The sequence below is a fragment of the Pseudomonas aeruginosa genome (assembly GCF_001457615.1).
Classification (GTDB): Bacteria; Pseudomonadota; Gammaproteobacteria; order Pseudomonadales; family Pseudomonadaceae; genus Pseudomonas; species Pseudomonas aeruginosa.
Genome location: NZ_LN831024.1, coordinates 670,816 through 685,550, shown reverse-complemented (window position 1 = coordinate 685,550; position 14,735 = coordinate 670,816). Strand labels below are relative to the sequence as shown.

Below are 14,735 nucleotides of genomic sequence, written 5' to 3'. Positions count from 1 at the left end.
GGGCGGCAAGGTTCGCCGTTGGCTCAGTCTGCCGGTACCGCCCGCCCCTTGGCCCAGGTCCGCAGCGCGGCGAGCTTTTCCGCCATCAGCACCGACAGCGGCGAGGTTCGCGCCAGTTCCCTGAGCAACAGATCCTGATCCACCGCCTGCTGTCGCGCCTGCCCGGCGTACAGTGCCGCCACCACCGCCTGCTCGATCTCCGCCCCGCTGAAACCCTCGCTGGCAGCCGCCAGCAGATGGAGGTCGAACTGTGCCGGCTCCAGCTCGCGGCGTTGCAGGTGGATGCGGAAGATCTCGGCGCGAACCTCCGGCGTCGGCAGGTCGACGAAGAACAATTCGTCGAAGCGTCCCTTGCGGATCAGTTCGGGCGGCAGGCGGTCGATAGCGTTCGCGGTGGCGACCATGAAGACCGGCGCCTCGCGCTCGGCCATCCAGGTCAGCAGGGTACCCAGCACGCGCTGACTGACGCCGTTGTCCTGGTCGCCACCAGAAATGCCCTTCTCCACTTCATCCATCCACAGCACGCAGGGCGCCATCTGTTCGGCCAGGCGCAGCGCCTCGCGCAGGTTGCGCTCGGTTTCGCCGAAGTACTTGTTGTAGAGACAGGCGAAATCCAGACGCAGCAACGGCAAGCCCCAGAGGCCGGCCACCGCCTTGGCCGCCAGGCTCTTGCCGGCGCCCTGTACGCCGACCAGCATCATGCCCTTCGGCTGGTCGCCAGGCGTGCCGGCGAGGAACGCCGACTGACGCTCGCCGAGCCAGCGCTTGAGCGCGGCAAGCCCGCCGACCTCGGCGAAGCGCGCGGTGTCGTACTCGAAGCTCAGCACGCCCTCCAGGTCGAGTAGCTGGAACTTGGTGCGGTTCAGCTCGGGCAGGTCCTCCTGGGTGATCGCTCCATCGTTGCAGATCACGTTGCGCGCCAGCAGTCGCGCCTCGGCATGGCTGAGCCCGCGCAGGTTCTTCACCACCTGCTGCAGGGTGCGGTTGTCGGTGCGCACGCGGGCACCACGGTTGCGCTCGCTCCAGCGCGTCGCTTCCTCGCGGACGATGCCGAGCAGTTCGTCCTCGCTGGGCAGGGACAGCGAGAACCGCGCGGCGAAGCGCTGCACCTCGGCCGGCAGCTTCAGCGCATGGGACACCAGCACCACGGTCGGTCGATGATTGCCTTCGGCCATGGCGATTTCCTTGAGCAGGCGCACCAGGGTCGGGCTGTCGCCAAGGAAAGGATGCAGGTCGCAGAGCACGTAGAGATTCGCCTGCTGATCGTGCTTGATCAAGCGCAACGCCGCGACCGGGTCGCGGCTCTCCTCCCCGCCCAGCGGCTCGCCGCCGAAGCCCAGGCGCTGCACGCCCTCGGTCACCGACCAGGCATACAGGCCAAGGCCGCGCCTGACCGCCAGGCCGGTGAGGGTTTCCATCACCTTCGGCTCGTCCCAGGACTCGATCAGGATCAGCTTGACCCGGGAATCCAGGACCAGGCCGAGGTCGTGTATGTCGTTCTTCACTGCGGCTCCTTCACGCTTGGGCGGTCGCGACGGGCACCGCTACACTCGGGAAAGCACCCGAGGCCGGAGGAATCGCCCATGGACTGTCTGTTCTGCAAGATCGTGGCGGGGGAAGTTCCCGCGCGCAAGTTCTACGAAGACGAGGAAGTTGTCGCGTTTCACGATATCGGCCCGCAGGCGCCGGTGCACTTCCTGGTCATCCCGAAAAGGCACATTCCCACCCTCGAGCACCTGACCGAGGCCGACCGGCCGCTGGCAGGCCATATCCTCTTCACCGCCCAGCGCCTGGCCCGGGAGCAGGGCTGCGAGGAAGGCTTCCGTGTGGTGATGAACTGCAACGACCTTGGCGGGCAGACCGTGCACCACATCCACATGCACGTGCTGGGTCAACGCCAGATGCACTGGCCGCCGGGTTGAATCCCTGCTGGCGCTGCGACATCGCAGCCCGTCCGCAACATCCTGCTATCAGCGCACTTCCGGTAAACTGGTGCGATCTTTCGTTTCCGGAGGTGCGCCATGTCCGCCGACCGCCACTATTCGCCCATCGACCGTTTCCTGCTGCAGGCCGACTCCGCCCTGCGCACCCTGCTGCCGTTCAGCGGCCAGCCGGCGCGACCGTCGCCGGCCATCGTGGAACCCGATGGCGAACTGAGCGAGGAAGACACCCGCCATATCGCCGGCCTGATGCGCATCAACCACACCGGCGAGGTCTGCGCCCAGGCGCTGTACCAGGGCCAGTCGCTGACCGCCAAGCTGCCCGAGGTCCGCGAGGCGATGGAGGAAGCCGCCGAGGAGGAGATCGACCACCTGGCCTGGTGCGAGCAACGCATCCGCCAGTTGGGCAGCCGTCCCAGCGTCCTCAATCCGATCTTCTACGGCCTGTCCTTCGGCGTCGGTGCCGCCGCCGGGCTGGTCAGCGACCGGGTCAGCCTGGGCTTCGTCGCCGCCACCGAAGACCAGGTGTGCAAGCATCTGGACGAACACCTGGCGCAGATTCCCCAGGAGGATCGGAAATCCCGTGCCATCCTCGAGCAGATGCGTATCGACGAGGAACAGCATTCGAGCAACGCCCTGGCCGCCGGCGGCCTGCGCTTCCCGGCACCGGTGAAGCTGGGCATGAGCCTGCTGGCGAAGGTGATGACCAAGAGCACCTACCGCATCTGAATCGCACGCATGAAAAAGCCCGCTCGAAGCGGGCTTTTTCTTTCTCGTGTGCGATCAGCGCGGCATGTTGCGCGCGTAGAAGATCTCCAGCATTTCGTGCTTGAGCCGTTCCGTGACCTGCTCACGCTGTTCCGCCGAGAGCGTCCGGGTAGCGTCGCCGAACAGGTAGTTCTCCAGTTCGAAGTCCTTGAGCAGCATCTTGGTGTGGAACAGGTTCTCCTGGTACACGTTCACGTCGGTCATCTGGTAGGCCTCGCGCGTGTCGTCGGAGAGATAGTTCTGGATCGAGTTGATCTCGTGGTCGATGAAATGCTTGCGCCCCTCGATGTCGCGGGTGAAGCCGCGGACCCGATAGTCGACCGTGACGATGTCCGAGTCGAACTGGTGGATCAGGTAGTTCAGGGCCTTCAGCGGGGAGATCACTCCGCAGGTGGAAACGTCGATGTCCACGCGGAAGGTCGCGATGCCGTCCACCGGATGGATTTCCGGGTAGGTATGTACGGTGATGTGGCTCTTGTCCAGGTGCGCCAGGATGGTGTCCGGCAGCGGGCCCGGGGACTCTTCGATCTGGCTGTCGGTCGGAGTGACCGGCTGCTCGGAGATCAGGATGGTCACGCTGGCGCCCTGGGGGTCGTAGTCCTGACGCGCGATGTTCAGGATATTGGCGCCGATGATGTCGACAACATCGGTAAGAATCTGCGTCAGACGCTCCGCGTCATACTCTTCGTCGATGTACTGCACGTAGGCCTGGAGGTCTTCGGGCGTCTCGGCGTAGCAGATGTCGTAGATGTTGAAGCTCAAGGTCTTCGTCAGGTTGTTGAACCCGTGGAGCTTGAGTTTGCTTTTCACCGTGGGGAACTCTCTCGGTTGCTTGCGGCTCTGCCGCAGGGTTGGGGCATGCCCGTCAGATGCGAACGACGCACCTGCGTAGGACGGTTAACACCTCTTCGCGATGGCGATTGTGGTTTGTTGAGTTGCACGGGCGCCGGCTGGCGCCATTGGTCACCCGACCGGGATGGCTCGGGAAACGTCTATCAGAGCGGAAGAATCTTCCGAACTGAACGGCCGCCCGACGGAATCGCGCGGCACGAAAAAAGGGGCGCATTATGCAGAGCCAATCAAGCCTCCGCCAGAGTTTGCGCCCCTTTTATGATGACCGGATGTCGTCTCAGCCGAGTTCGACGATCTCGTAGTCGTGGGTGATCTCCACCCCGCCGCGACCGAGCATGATCGACGCCGAGCAGTATTTCTCCGCCGACAGCTCCACCGCGCGCTTGACCTGGGCCTCCTTGAGACCGCGGCCCTTGACCACGAAGTGCACGTGGATCTTCGTGAACACCTTGGGCTCCTCGTCGGCCCTTTCGGCCTCGAGGAAGGCTTCGCAGCTCTCCACCGGCTGGCGCGCCTTCTTCAGGATGCTGACCACATCGAAGTTGGTGCAGCCGCCGAGGCCGATCAGGACCATCTCCATAGGGCGCACCCCGAGGTTGCGTCCGCCATGGTCCGGCGGACCGTCCATGACCACCACGTGGCCGCTACCGGACTCGCCGAGGAACATCGCCTCGCCCGCCCACTGGATACGCGCTTTCATCGTTCAGACTCCCGCCGGCAAAGGGCGCCAGCTTAGCACAGGGCCCAAGGACAGTACGGGATCACAGTCCTGATAGCTGCGTCGCAAAATCACATCGACCTTCATGGCCCGTCTGTTAAGCTGGACGCGGTTTACTGGCACACTTCCTGATCTGCCCGGTTGGGGGGAGCTCTCCGCTGAGCTCCCGGGCCCTGGCAGGTCTCTCCATAAGAACTCAAAAAAACATCGCCTTGTACGTCAGGCATATTCTTTATTCTTTCGGGACTCGGGCATGGTAGCTATTACCCACACACCCAAACTCAAACACCTAGACAAGCTGCTCGCACACTGTCACCGCCGCCGCTACACCGCAAAGAGCACCATCATCTATGCCGGCGATCGCTGCGAAACGCTGTTCTTCATCATCAAGGGTTCGGTCACCATCCTCATCGAGGACGACGACGGCCGCGAAATGATCATCGGCTACCTCAACAGCGGTGATTTCTTCGGCGAGCTGGGATTGTTCGAAAAGGAAGGCAGCGAACAGGAACGCAGCGCCTGGGTTCGCGCCAAGGTGGAATGCGAAGTCGCCGAGATCAGCTATGCGAAGTTCCGCGAACTGTCGCAGCAGGACTCGGAGATCCTCTACACCCTCGGCAGCCAGATGGCCGACCGCCTGCGCAAGACCACCCGCAAGGTGGGCGACCTGGCCTTCCTCGACGTCACCGGACGCGTCGCCCGCACCTTGCTGGACCTGTGCCAGCAACCGGACGCCATGACCCACCCGGACGGCATGCAGATCAAGATCACCCGCCAGGAGATCGGCCGGATCGTCGGCTGCTCGCGGGAAATGGTCGGACGCGTGCTGAAGAGCCTGGAGGAGCAGGGCCTGGTGCATGTGAAAGGAAAGACCATGGTGGTCTTCGGCACCCGCTGAACAGCACCCATGAAAAAGGCCGGTCGCAACCGGCCTTTTTCATGGGATTCGACAGCGCGGATCAGTCAGGATCGGCGCCCAGCACCACGCCGCCACGCTCCTGGAAGAACAGGCGCTTCAACTCCAGGCCAGGATCGTCGGCCCGCATGAACGCCTCGCCAACCAGGAAGGCGTAGACCTCGCTGACTTCCATCAGCTCCACGTCGGCCCGGTTGAGAATACCGCTCTCGGTGACCACCAGGCGGTCGCGGGGAATTTCCGGCAACAGGTCGAGGGTGGTTTCCAGGCTCACCTCGAAGGTGTGCAGGTTGCGGTTGTTGATGCCCACCAACGGCGTGTCCAGGGTCTTCAGCGCACGTTCCAGCTCGGTGCCGTCATGCACTTCGACCAGTACGTCGAGACCGACCGACTTGGCAGTCGCCGCCAGTTCGGCCATCAGCACGTCGTCCAGCGCCGAGACGATCAGCAGGATGCAGTCGGCACCGATCGCCCGCGCCTCGACGATCTGGTACGGATCGATCATGAAGTCCTTGCGGATCACCGGCAGCGCACAGGCGGCCCGCGCTTCCTTCAGATAGGCATCGGCGCCCTGGAAGAAGTCCACGTCGGTGAGCACCGACAGGCACGCCGCGCCACCCGCCTCGTAGCTGCGGGCTATCTCCGCCGGGACGAAGTGTTCGCGCAGCACGCCCTTGCTCGGCGATGCCTTCTTGATCTCGGCGATCACTGCCGGCTCCTTGCGCTTGGCCCGCTCCAGCAGGGCATTGGCGAAGCCGCGCGGCGCATCGGCGCTACGCGCCAGCCGCTCGACCTCGGCCAGGTTGACGCGCGCACGGCGCTCGGCGACCTCCTCGGCCTTGCGGGCGAGGATCTTCTGCAGAACCGTCGGCACACTCACTGTGCGTTCTCCTCTCTGTAAACGGCGGTGAAGGCCACCAGTTCGTCCATCTTCTCCCGTGCCAGCCCGGTGTGCAGGGCATCGTGGGCGAGTTGAATGCCCTCGTGCAGGCTGGTCGCCAGATCGGCAGCGTACAGTGCCGGGCCGGCATTCATCACGATCAGCTCGGCGGCCTTCTGCCCAGCCTCGGTCTTGCGCCGCCCCAAAGCGTCGCGGATCAGTTCCAGCGAGGCCTGCGGACTGTCGACCTCCAGCCCCATCAGGGTCTGGCTCTTGATCCCGAAGTCCTCGGGACGCACTTCGTACTCGCGTACCTCGCCGTCCTTCAACTCGGCAATGTGGGTCGCCGCGGCCAGACTGAACTCGTCCAGCCCGTCGCGCGAATGCACCACCAGCACATGCTCGCTGCCGAGACGCTTGAGCACTTCAGCCAGCGGCTTGCACAGTTCCTGGGTGAACACCCCGACCACCTGGTGCCTGACTCCCGCCGGGTTGGTCAGTGGGCCAAGCATGTTGAACAGAGTCCGCAAGCCCAGCTCGCGGCGCGGACCGGCGGCGTACTTCATCGCCTTGTGGTGGACCTGGGCGAACATGAACCCGACGCCGACGGTGTCGATGCAACGCGCCACCTGTTCGGAGGTCAGTTCCAGGTAGATGCCGGCGGCTTCCAGCAAGTCGGCGCTGCCGCTCTTGCCGGAGACCGCGCGGTTACCGTGCTTGGCGACCTTGCCGCCAGCGGCGGCGACCACGAAGGACGCCGCCGAGGATACGTTGAAGATGTTCGCGCCATCGCCGCCGGTGCCGACCACGTCGACCACATGCTTCAGCGTAGGCAACTGCACACCGTCGGCCAGTTCGCGCATCACCGCCACCGCGCCGACGATCTCGTCGATGGTTTCGCTCTTCATCCGCATGCCCATCAGGAAGGCGCCGATCTGCGCGTCGGTGCACTGCCCGGTCATGATCTGGCGCATGACCGCCTGCATTTCCTCGGTGGTCAGGTCGAGCTGGTTGACGATGCGATTGAGGGCTCCCTTGATATCCATCTCAGTTGCCCTCCCCACGCACACCGCCCTGCTGGCGGAGGAAGTTTGCCAGCAACTCGTGGCCCTGCTCGGTGAGGATGGACTCGGGATGGAACTGCACGCCCTCGACATTCAGGGTCTTGTGGCGTACACCCATGATCTCGTCGAGCGATCCGTCGGCATGTTGGGTCCAGGCGGTGATCTCCAGGCACTCCGGCAGGCTCTCTCGCTTCACCACCAGCGAGTGGTAGCGCGTCACCGTCAGGGGATTGGCCAGGCCGGCGAACACGCCGAGGTTCTTGTGGTGGATCGGGCTGGTCTTGCCGTGCATCACCTGCCGCGCCCGCACCACTTCGCCGCCGAAGGCCTGGCCGATGCTCTGATGGCCAAGGCAGACACCGAGCAGCGGCAGCTTGCCGGCGAAGCGCTCGATAACGGCCAGCGAGACGCCGGCCTCGTTGGGGGTGCAGGGACCGGGGGAAAGGACGATGCGCTCGGGCGCCAGGGCCTCGATCTGTTCCACGCTCAGTTCGTCGTTGCGCACCACCTTGACCTCGGCCTTGAGTTCGCCGAAGTACTGCACCAGGTTGTAGGTGAAGGAGTCGTAGTTATCGATCATCAGCAGCATGCTGGCTGTAACCTCTTGATTTCATTCTTATGCGAATCGCATCACCCGGCTTTCGCCACACCCGGTTCCCGGCGCGCTCGCGGAGGAAGGGGGAGTGGATCGTCGGCATTATGCCTGTGGAAAACGGGGGACGCAGGGAGACGTGACCGGCCAGGCCGGCGAAGAAGAAGTCAGGCGCGCCAGCGCCAACGGGCGAATGCCTTGATGAGGGAGGTGATGATGCTGCTGAGGTGGATCACGATAGCGGTCTCACGGAGCCATGCTGGGGAACATAGCCCAGTGGGGAGGATGGGTGCAACAGCGGGATGTCGGAAGGAAGGCCGATCCGAGAGGATCGGCCGAAAGGTTTAGCGGCAGGCACGCAATGCCGCCTGCAATTCGAGTTCATAGCCCTGCCGCTGGCGGCGCTCGGCGAGCAATGCGCGAACCTTGGCCTGCAGCGAATCGCCGGCCTTCAGCGTGGCGCCGGCCCAGCTCGGCGGGCGCACGTCAGGTACACGGCAGGGCACTGCCAGGGGAACCTCGACGCGCACGGGGCGAGGTGTCGTCGGCGAGGCTGCGCAGCCCGCGAAAAGCAGACAAAGCCCCAGCAGGAGACGAGTCATAGTCCCAGCTCCCGGTCGATCGCCGCACCTGCCGCCTGGCAGTCCACGCCAATGTCGGGTTCCTGGAGCAGACGCACGGCCGCGGCATACTGCTCCGCGGCCTGTGCCCTGGCCTCGCCGAGTGCCTGCTCGACGTCCTTCGCGCGCCTCTCGGCGCTCGCCCGCACCGCCGCCAGCGCGCGCTGCTGCTCATCGAGCAAAGCCTCGAGCTGGCCGCTGGCGACGCGGCTGGCAGTGAGTTGGCCCAGGGCCTCCTCCAGTTGCGGACGATAGTGGCGGGCAACCAGGCCGCCGCCGAGCAAGGCGCCGGCCAGCAGGACCAGCAACACGGCCGGCAGGAGCAGAGCGAGCCGGCTCATGACAGCACCGCCCTGGCCCGCTGCCACAACGCCAGGCGCTCCGCCTGGCCATTCAGGCCGCCGTTGATGCGGCGGGTGATGGCAGCGAACTCGCCGCGGTCGGCCAACTCGTTGAGCCCGTGACCGGCCCACCACCAGGCGGCGCTGCGGGCCGCCGGCACGGGCTGCTCCAGGCGCCAGGGCTCGGCTTCCAGCGGCTCGCCGAGGGCCTCGCCGACCAACCGGTAGTTGGCACGCCCGGTGATCTGTAGCAAGCCACGCCCGCGGAAGCGCCAGCCATCGCCGGACGCTTCGTCGCCATTGCCGTTGCGCGTGGCGTAGGTGTTGTCGGCAATCGCCTGCGGATTGCGCGCCAGCCGCAAGGCCAACGCGTTGGGCTGCCCGTCGGGGCCGAGATAGCGACCCGGCCAGGTCGCCGCCAAGCCTTGGGCGCTGTAATTGAGGTTCTCCACCAGCCGGGTCAACTGGCTGCTTTCGTGGCCGACCTGGGCGAGAAACGCGGCACGCCGCGCCGGTGTGTCGATCTCCCTCTCGTCCATGGCCCGTTGCAACGCCACAACGAAAACGCCCGCGACGAGGCGGGCGTTGGGAAAAATGCGCAGCAATTGCTGCTCGGTCAGTTTCATCGATCCTCCTGCACTCCGATGGGTTTCAGGCGTCACCCCTTGCCGCCTCGGCCGCCGTTGCATTGCACGACAGTGGTCCATCCGCTGGAGCTGTAGGTGTGCTCCACCGAGTCGATCAGGAACTCGCCGTCGATTCCCGCCTTGAAGCCTTGGAGCAGCAGGCTGCGCTCGGCGAACAGGTCGCCACGCCCTGGCAGTTCCAGGCGCACACTGGCGCTGGAGCGGCTGAAGCTCGCCAGGCGAGCCTTCGCCGCCTGCTCGGCCTCTCCACGGCTGGTATAGAGGTGCCGGTCGACATGCTCGCCCATAGCCGTAGCCGGTGCCTTCGGGTTCTTCAACTCGACGCTCTTGACCTCGCCGCTGCCGGGCAATTGGTAGCGGGTCTTCACCGTTCTCATCAGGCTGCGGTCGTCGAAGGTAACGTCGAAGCTACCGACGTCAGCACGTCCCAACACCAAAGGTTCGATCCGACGCCCCGTGGCGCTCTGCCCGCTCTGTCGCGGCAGCACCATGAGCATGCCCTCGGCCAGCTTGGCGGTGCAGTCGTACTGGCGCGCCAGACGGGTGACGAAGTGGTAGTCGGACTCATTGACCTGGTCGACCCGGGCGATCGCCACCTGCAACGGACACTCCACGCGCCAGCCGTTGCGTGCGCCAACATCGCGGCAGACCTGAGCCAGGGTAGTGCCCTCCCAACCTCCGCTGCGTATCGTCTTGCCACTGCCGCGCATGTCGCCGGCCTTGGCAGTGACGGTCAGGCAGTCCGGCGGACCAGCCCACTGCAAGGTGTCCACGGTAAAGCGTCCCATGCGCATCAGTGGCTCGCCGGCATAGCCGAGATGAACCTCCAGCACCGCACCGCGCCTGGGTAAGGCCACCTGTCCATCGCGATCGTCGATCCTCAAGGTCAGGCTGTCGGACTCCATGCCCGGCTTGTCCAGCAGGGTCAGCTTGAGCAGGCGGTCATTCAGCCGCTGGGTGACGTCGGTGCCGTCGGCAACGATACGGAAACTCGGTTGCACCTGGTTTCTCCAGAAAAGAAAAACCCCGCCAAGGCGGGGTTGCGGGTGAGCGGTCGATCAATCCCACAGGCGCACCTGTTCGACATTGACCACCGGCATGTCAGGGAAACTGATCAGCAAGCCGGCGCGGAATGGCTGCTGCTCATCGGCCAGCCCGGGATTGGCGTCGAGGGTCGCCTCGACGCAGCCCAACAGATGGCCATAGACGTGGTAGCAGAGGCTGTCCAGCATGTCGCCGTCAGCGGTTCGGCAGGTCGTCGCCATAGCGCTTGAACTCCAGGTCGAAGGTTTGTTTGCGGGGAGCGCCGTTGCCCAGTAGGGCGCTCTGGTTCTCGCTGATCCGCACCAGACACCAGAGGCCCATCTGCACCTCGCCGTAGCCGCTGCTCAGGATCAGCGGCTCACGCCGCTCCGCCAACCGGCGCAGCGCTTCGAGCTGCTCCAGACCGACGACCTTTTCCTGGTTACCTACCTGTCGACGCAGCGGGAATACCGCACCCTTGAGCAGGATGCTCTCCTCGCCCATGCCGACGCTCTGCAGCGCCGGCCGCCGACCCAGGCGCACCTGCCCGCTCCAGTTGTAGGCACTGTTGCGCTGCAGGGCGTCGAAGGCGGCAGTATTCAGGTTGAAGTAGAACGGTTGGGCATTGGCGGTCAGCGGCTGCAGTACCAGCAGGTGCGGCAAGGGCGCTGCGGCCTCGCTCGGGGGCGTCGCCGAGGGTGCCAGCAGCCACGACGGCAGCACCCCCGCCAGCGTCGGACTGATGTCGCCAGCGACCTTGCCGACCGCCTGCGCGGCACTGTTCACCTGGACCTTCAGCGCATCCAGGCGTTCGTCGATACCAAGCAACGCCCGGCTCGCCCGGTCATAGGTGGAGACCACGCGGTTCACCTTGCCCTGCGCCTGGCCGATGCCGCGCATGGCACGCTGCAGCCGGGCAGCCATTTCCGGCGATACGCCGGGCAGGTTCTCCAGCTCCGCGGCTGCGCCGCGGATCTCGCTGATCGCGCCGTTCACCGGAGCGACCACCTTGTCCAGACTCTTGCGTCCGGACTCGCCGGCGCGACCCAGGTACCTCAGGCCGGCCTGCAATTGTTCCAGATATGCCATGGGGACTCCTTAGACCATCGCCGGATCGTAGAGGCTGCGCCGCTGCCGCTCGTCGGCGAAGTCGACAAGCATGCGTTGCAGGTAGGGCAGCAGCTCGTCGGCCAGACGCTGCGGCTCGTGTACGTTGCCTTGCACCGTCAGGTTTATCTGCGGCGCGAAGGTCCAGTTGGGCACAGCCGCGACGGGTTCGGCCTGTGGTACGGGCACCGCCGGCTTGTTGTCCGAGGCCGCCGGCGGATCGCCAGCCAGACTGCGTCCCAGACGCCCCCCCAGTTCGCTACCGCCCCAGGCGCCGATAGCGCCGCCAACCAATCCACCGATCAGCGTACCGACCACCGGCACCACCGAGCCGATGCTCGCTCCCAGAGCGGCGCCAGCCAGGGAGCCAGCCAGGGAGCCACCGGCCTCGCCATAGGCGATGGTCTTTTCGCTCTCCGACAGGTCGCTGGAGTAGACCTCAGCAACATCGATCAACGACGAGGCCACTTGCAGCGGCGCGTTGCGTATGGGCAAACGCGACAGGCGCGGCAGCTTTCCTGCCATCGCCCCCAAGCCTCCTCCAGCCGAGAAGCCAAGGGATGGAAGGGAGCGGGCCTTCAGCCCACCGCCCTTGCCTCTCTTCCTGCGTGGTGTTTGACCGCGCTTTCGTTGTGCCGGCCTCCTCGCGGACTCCAGCGTAGAGTCGCCTCCCGGCACCGGCCAGTTGGTAACGAACACGCGCTGTATTTCGCTACCACCCGATACCCGGCCTGCACCCCGTTCGATCAGGTCGCCGACGGCAGCGGTCCCTCGCCGACCGAGCCGACCGCCACGCAGCACGTCGATAGCGCCGCGCCCTCCCTTGTAGGCGAGATACCCGGATAACACCGCACCTGCGGCGGCGGTAAGACCGGCCGTCGTCCGCGGATAGGCTTCGAGCAGCTCCGCAGTCGACTCGCCGAGTGCCTTGCTCCCCTTGGCCAGGTTGTCCAGATATGGATTCAGGGCGCTGCCCAAAGCGGTCTGCGCCCTCTCCCAACTGTCGCTGGAAGCCTTCCACAGCTCCTGGGACATCCCCTTGCGACGCTGCGCATCGCGCTCCGAAGAGCCTACGGAAGACTGCTGGGATTCGAGCAAGCCCTGGAACTCGCCGCGCGACGCTCGATAGGCTTCAAGCGCCGGCGACGCCACGCCGGCGCTGAGCTTGCCGCCCTTATCCCGATAGCGCGCAGCCAGCTCCAGGTTGGCCTCCAGCAGACTCGCTCCGTCCTTGCGCAGCGCTTCCAGGTCCCGGTCGTAGTCCTGGCCATAAGCGCGTTTCAAGCTGCCGCTGCCGACGAACTCCAGCCAGGCCTTCATCCGCACGTCCGCTTTGTCTGGCGTGGTGTTCTTTGCCTGAATCTCCAGCAAGGCACCCAGTGCACCGACATCGCCGGCCGTGGCCTCTCCCGCATTGCCCAGCGCTGACAACAAGGCAGGCAGGCGACGCGCCAGGGCCTCACTGCCGACTCTGCCTTTACCCAGGACGACCAGGCGGTCGAGGGAGGCGGACAATTGCTCTGGCGAGTCCGAACCCTGGGCCAGTTGCAACGCTCGAACCAGCCCCGCAGCCTCGGCTGAAGCAATCCCTTGGCCAAAGCCGAAGCGGCCCGCCAGTCCCAGATTCATTTGCGCGGCGGCGAACCCCATGCCGGTGGCGTTCAAGTGCTCCAGCATGTCCAGCGTCGCCGTGCGTCCCAGGCCGCTCTGGCTTGCACTGTCCTGGATCAGGGATGCCAAGGCTGGCTCCCGGCCGGCGTCCAGGCCGTTGCGGATCGCCAGGTCGCGCAACCGCGCTTGATAACCGGCAGCCGTCTTGCTGGCTTCCACGACCAGTCCGGAAAATGCGCTAGCCAATGGCATTGCCTGGCTGGCCTGCTCCAGCCGTTGCAGGCCGCGGACCTGCATATCCAGGCCACGCTGCATCTCGCCCAGTCGAGCGTAGGCATCGCCCGCGGCCCTGGCCTCGATGCCGAGTCGCTTCAGTTGCTCCTGGCGTTCGCCAAGCTGCCGGGCATGCTCAGCAACGCCGCGATCCCCGACCTTGCGCATATCGGCGAGCTCTCGCTCCAGGCGTATGGCGTCTCCCAGCACATCCCTCAGGCTGGAAGCCTGGCGGGCACGTTCCTGGAGACTGTCGAGCCGTGCCTTGACGGTCTCGAATGCCTTGCCCAAGGAGGGGTCGGCGATGCCGCCGATGGAGACCACCAGGTCCATGTCTTTACTCATGACGGTTCGTCTCGTCTGTTATCGATGTCCGCCTCCGCGGACCTACTGAAGTAGCGCGGGCGCCGCTCGCCTGGCGGACGGCGCCGTCGCTCACTCCTCGCCCTCGGCGAGCCACCAGAGCAGGTCGCCCAGGGTCATGCGCTCCAGTTCGCTGGCCTGGAAGCCCAGCTCAATGGCCAGGCGCCTCGCCAGTTGACGCATACGCGAAGGTGTCGTCCGTGTCGTCTTGCACCAGGCGAAAGTAGGCGCCTTGCAGCCGCTGGTAGTCGCTCAGCTTCAGCCCCTCCAGGTCCTGGCGGCTGACCTGCGCCAGCGAGGCGAACAGTTGCAGTTCGCGCTCCTCGGCATCGTCGCCGGCCACCTTGCCGGCCAGGCGGATATCACGCACGGTGGGTGCACGCAGGGTCAGCGTGTCGACGCTGACCCCGTTGCACTGTGCCGGACGCGAGAGACGAACGAGGGCGGCGTCGGCATCCAGCGTCAGCCAGCCCGGCAGTCGATTCTCTTGGGTCATGTCCGGAGCTCCTCTTACAGGCCGAGGTCGTTGCGCATGCCGGCCAACTGGTCGACACCGTTGATCGCGCGGACACCGTTGACCGGATCGATCTCGTAGACCTCGCGGCCATCGACTTCCAGCTTGTAGTAGCTGACCGCAACGGCGTACTTGAACTCGGCTTTCTCGCCGGCTTTCCAGTCGCCCGGGTCGACCTCCTTGAGCAGGCCGCGCAGGGTAGCCACCACTGGCACGCTGGCGCCCTTCTGGCCCTTGAAGGAGCCACGGAACACGCCATTGAAAGCGCTCTGGTCGGCCAGGCCGAAGAAATTCAGCGCTTCTCGGCGGGCACCGTTGGTGGAGAACTTGGCTTCCATCGCCTCCAGGCCCATGTCGATGGATACCGGCGCATCCATGCCGCCGGCACGGTATTGCTCGGTCTTCACAGCCAGCTTGGGCAGGGTCAGGGATGGCACGTCACCGGCGAAGCTCACGCCGTCGATGAACAGATTGGTATTGGTCAGGGTTTGCGGAATCATCACGGG

General features: G+C 65.4%; 18 protein-coding genes. 3 read left to right on the top strand and 15 right to left on the bottom strand.

Annotation, left to right across the window (positions count from 1 at the left end):
- Positions 1-23: 23 nt before the first annotated feature.
- Positions 24-1,505, bottom strand: coding sequence for an AAA family ATPase (locus AT700_RS03205; protein WP_003117981.1), 1,482 nt, complete (start codon positions 1,503-1,505; stop codon positions 24-26).
- Positions 1,506-1,583: 78 nt separating this feature from the next.
- Between AT700_RS03205 and AT700_RS03200 the strand changes: the two genes are divergently transcribed.
- Both AT700_RS03200 and coq7 read left to right on the top strand, forming a co-directional pair.
- The gene (locus AT700_RS03200; RefSeq protein ID WP_003085225.1) at positions 1,584-1,922 is read left to right on the top strand and encodes a histidine triad nucleotide-binding protein; all 339 of its coding nucleotides are present in this window, start codon (positions 1,584-1,586) and stop codon (positions 1,920-1,922) included.
- Between the two features lie 99 nt (positions 1,923-2,021).
- Positions 2,022-2,669, top strand: coding sequence for a 2-polyprenyl-3-methyl-6-methoxy-1,4-benzoquinone monooxygenase (coq7, locus tag AT700_RS03195; protein ID WP_003085224.1), 648 nt, complete (start codon positions 2,022-2,024; stop codon positions 2,667-2,669).
- A gap of 54 nt (positions 2,670-2,723) precedes the next feature.
- Here the strand turns inward: coq7 and speD are convergent, their stop codons facing one another.
- Together speD and AT700_RS03185 are read right to left on the bottom strand one after the other, a co-directional pair.
- The gene (speD, locus tag AT700_RS03190; RefSeq protein ID WP_003101641.1) at positions 2,724-3,518 is read right to left on the bottom strand and encodes an adenosylmethionine decarboxylase; all 795 of its coding nucleotides are present in this window, start codon (positions 3,516-3,518) and stop codon (positions 2,724-2,726) included.
- A 319-nt stretch (positions 3,519-3,837) separates the two neighbouring features.
- Positions 3,838-4,260, bottom strand: coding sequence for an OsmC family protein (locus AT700_RS03185; RefSeq protein ID WP_003085219.1), 423 nt, complete (start codon positions 4,258-4,260; stop codon positions 3,838-3,840).
- A 271-nt stretch (positions 4,261-4,531) separates the two neighbouring features.
- On the opposite strand from AT700_RS03185, the gene crp reads away from it, so the two are divergent.
- Positions 4,532-5,176 (top strand): cAMP-activated global transcriptional regulator CRP, encoded by a 645-nt coding sequence (gene crp, locus AT700_RS03180; RefSeq protein ID WP_003085214.1) that lies wholly within the window; start codon positions 4,532-4,534, stop codon positions 5,174-5,176.
- A 61-nt stretch (positions 5,177-5,237) separates the two neighbouring features.
- On the opposite strand, the gene trpC is transcribed toward crp, so the two are convergent.
- The 12 genes from trpC to AT700_RS03120 form a co-directional block, all read right to left on the bottom strand.
- Positions 5,238-6,074, bottom strand: a complete 837-nt coding sequence (gene trpC, locus AT700_RS03175) for an indole-3-glycerol phosphate synthase TrpC (protein ID WP_003085205.1) — start codon at positions 6,072-6,074, stop codon at positions 5,238-5,240.
- Positions 6,071-7,120 carry an anthranilate phosphoribosyltransferase gene (gene trpD / locus AT700_RS03170; protein WP_003085203.1) on the bottom strand — a complete coding sequence of 350 codons (1,050 nt, stop codon included), beginning with the start codon at positions 7,118-7,120 and terminating at the stop codon, positions 6,071-6,073. Before trpD ends, trpC begins: the two co-directional genes overlap by 4 nt.
- Before the next feature lies 1 nt (position 7,121).
- Positions 7,122-7,727: an aminodeoxychorismate/anthranilate synthase component II gene (locus AT700_RS03165; RefSeq protein ID WP_003117978.1), complete on the bottom strand. Its 606-nt coding sequence runs from the start codon at positions 7,725-7,727 to the stop codon at positions 7,122-7,124.
- A gap of 347 nt (positions 7,728-8,074) precedes the next feature.
- Positions 8,075-8,332, bottom strand: a complete 258-nt coding sequence (locus AT700_RS03160) for a hypothetical protein (RefSeq protein WP_003118919.1) — start codon at positions 8,330-8,332, stop codon at positions 8,075-8,077.
- Positions 8,329-8,691, bottom strand: coding sequence for a hypothetical protein (locus AT700_RS03155; protein ID WP_003121852.1), 363 nt, complete (start codon positions 8,689-8,691; stop codon positions 8,329-8,331). The genes AT700_RS03160 and AT700_RS03155 overlap by 4 nt, the downstream gene beginning before the upstream one ends.
- A complete protein-coding gene (locus AT700_RS03150; protein ID WP_003113192.1) occupies positions 8,688-9,317 on the bottom strand; it encodes a glycoside hydrolase family 19 protein in 630 nt (209 codons plus the stop codon). The genes AT700_RS03155 and AT700_RS03150 overlap by 4 nt, the downstream gene beginning before the upstream one ends.
- Before the next feature lie 32 nt (positions 9,318-9,349).
- Entirely contained in the window at positions 9,350-10,339 is a 990-nt protein-coding gene (locus tag AT700_RS03145) for a phage late control D family protein (protein ID WP_003113193.1), read from the bottom strand.
- A gap of 57 nt (positions 10,340-10,396) precedes the next feature.
- Complete coding sequence (locus tag AT700_RS03140) at positions 10,397-10,603, bottom strand: tail protein X (RefSeq protein ID WP_003101635.1); 207 nt, start codon at positions 10,601-10,603, stop codon at positions 10,397-10,399.
- Positions 10,578-11,450, bottom strand: a complete 873-nt coding sequence (locus AT700_RS03135) for a phage tail protein (RefSeq protein WP_003085182.1) — start codon at positions 11,448-11,450, stop codon at positions 10,578-10,580. The genes AT700_RS03140 and AT700_RS03135 overlap by 26 nt, the downstream gene beginning before the upstream one ends.
- Positions 11,451-11,459: 9 nt before the next feature.
- The gene (locus AT700_RS03130; protein ID WP_023083951.1) at positions 11,460-13,697 is read right to left on the bottom strand and encodes a phage tail length determinator protein; all 2,238 of its coding nucleotides are present in this window, start codon (positions 13,695-13,697) and stop codon (positions 11,460-11,462) included.
- Between the two features lie 169 nt (positions 13,698-13,866).
- Entirely contained in the window at positions 13,867-14,211 is a 345-nt protein-coding gene (locus AT700_RS03125) for a phage tail assembly protein (protein ID WP_003085178.1), read from the bottom strand.
- A gap of 14 nt (positions 14,212-14,225) precedes the next feature.
- A complete protein-coding gene (locus tag AT700_RS03120) occupies positions 14,226-14,729 on the bottom strand; it encodes a phage major tail tube protein (RefSeq protein ID WP_003085175.1) in 504 nt (167 codons plus the stop codon).
- Positions 14,730-14,735: the final 6 nt, after the last annotated feature.